The organism is Catenibacterium sp. RTP21428st1_D7_RTP21428_210409, assembly GCF_040227455.1.
Lineage (GTDB): Bacteria > Bacillota_I > Bacilli_A > Erysipelotrichales > Coprobacillaceae > Catenibacterium > Catenibacterium mitsuoka_A.
This window is the reverse complement of record NZ_JBEHVX010000151.1, coordinates 1-1,849: the sequence shown is the minus strand read 5'-3', so window position 1 is coordinate 1,849 and position 1,849 is coordinate 1. Positions and strand designations below refer to the sequence as shown.

The 1,849-nt window shown below is 32.6% G+C and carries 1 protein-coding gene; it reads right to left on the bottom strand.

Going from position 1 to position 1,849, the window contains the following annotated elements:
* Positions 1-122: 122 nt before the first annotated feature.
* Entirely contained in the window at positions 123-1,511 is a 1,389-nt protein-coding gene (mgtE, locus tag ABUA27_RS12540; protein WP_129982351.1) for a magnesium transporter, read from the bottom strand.
* Between the last annotated feature and the right edge of the window lie 338 nt (positions 1,512-1,849).

The following is a 1,849-nucleotide window of genomic DNA, read 5'->3' as shown; positions in this document are numbered from 1 at the left end:
GTTAAGCATCATAACGGCGACGATAGTGTGAAGACGCGACAATAGCAAGCTGCCAGGTCCTTTTTTTATGCCTTCCACATGGAGGGCTTTTTTATTGCAAAGAAAAAAGGACCACTAAGGTCCTAATGTACATGGAAGATTTGAATTAATAATAACCAAGCTAAACCATAATATGTTACAACAGCAACTAAATCATTGATTGTAGTAATTAAAGGTCCTGATGCAACGGCTGGGTCAACCTTTATTTTATGGAAAAACATTGGAATGACTACGCCAACCAAACTTGAGAAGACCATAGCCACAAATAAGGAAACACCCACACATCCAGAAAGAATGAAGGCATCCATAAATGGTCTATTTTTAGCAATCATAATATAGAATCCAATAAATAAGAATGAAAGTAATCCAAGGATTGTTCCATTACTAAGTCCAATATTTAATTCTTTTAAGATGAATTTAAGTTTATCTTTAGTAGAGATATTTTCATCTACAAGTAATCTGATTGTAACCGCAAGAGACTGTGTTCCTACATTACCGGCCATATCTAAAATAAGTGATTGGAAACATACAACAATCGCAATTTCTGCAACGACAGATTCAAATAAACCCACTACTGTAGAAACAATCATGCCAAGGAATAAAAGAAGAATTAACCAAGGTAGTCTTTTCTTCATACCATCTTTTACTGTTTCATCCAAGTCTGACTGTTCAGTCATACCGGCAAGTTTTGCATAATCTTCATCTTGCTCATCTTCAATGAAATCAGTGATATCGGTAGAAGTAATAACACCGATAATCTCATTATCATCATTGAGTACTGGAATTGAGTCTTCTTCATATTCACGGATTTCATCAATACAATCACTAATCATCTCATGAGCATAAACATGTGGATAAGAAGTTGCGATAATTTCTTCTAGATCATCATTCTCTCTAGCAACAATCAAATCCTTTAAATCAATCGCGCCATAATATTGATTATGATCAGTTACATAAATAGTATTGATATTATCATGAGTACTAGATTGTCTAACTAATTCCTTCATCGCTTGTCTAATAGTTAAACCACGTTCAATGGAAATAAAGTTAGTTGTAATTTCATGCCCAATTTGATCAGGATCAAACGATTTGATTAATAATATGTCTTCTCTTCTTTTAACATGTAAATAAGGAAGAAGACGACTCTTAGTATTTTCATTTAAGTTTTCTAAGATATCTACTGCATCATCTAAATCCATCTTGTTAAGAAGCATTGCATACTTCTTGTAACCAAAGTCCTGAATATAATCTTCTGAATCTTCGATATAACCGATAATAGATGACAGTCTCTTTGTATCAAAATAATCAAAGAATAGTTTTCTTTCTTCTTTTGGCAATAATTCGAATGCCTCAGCTATATCCTTATCGTGATATTCATCTAATAAATCTCTTTTTTCTTTAAGCGTATGATCTGAATTGATAATGTTCAGTATGTCCTGCACATAATCATTGTTGTACTTTTTTTCTGTCATGTTGTATTCCTCTCTATCATTAAATGATTATGATGAGCAAATACCAATGAAAGTCCTAATAGTATAGAAGAACAGTCATTGATTTTTGATCATTATTATTGTTTCTTGATTGTCGCTCATGACTGTCCATCTATACCACCTCACTTTCTGTCTATTACTTTTTATAACAAAATCTAACAAAAAAGTAAAGTGAAAAAGCACCGATTAAATCAACATTATTTTCATAAGTCTTAAGAAAACGTAAATTATTTTCAAAAAACACTTTACAAACGCTGCGATATTGGGTATTATAGACAGGCAGTCTGGGAGACGGGCTGAGACAGAACATTGAAAACTGA

Coding starts and splice junctions, on each gene's coding strand:
- mgtE (WP_129982351.1), bottom strand. CDS start 1,511: ATGACAGAAAAAAAGTACAACAATGATTATGTGCAGGACATACTGAAC.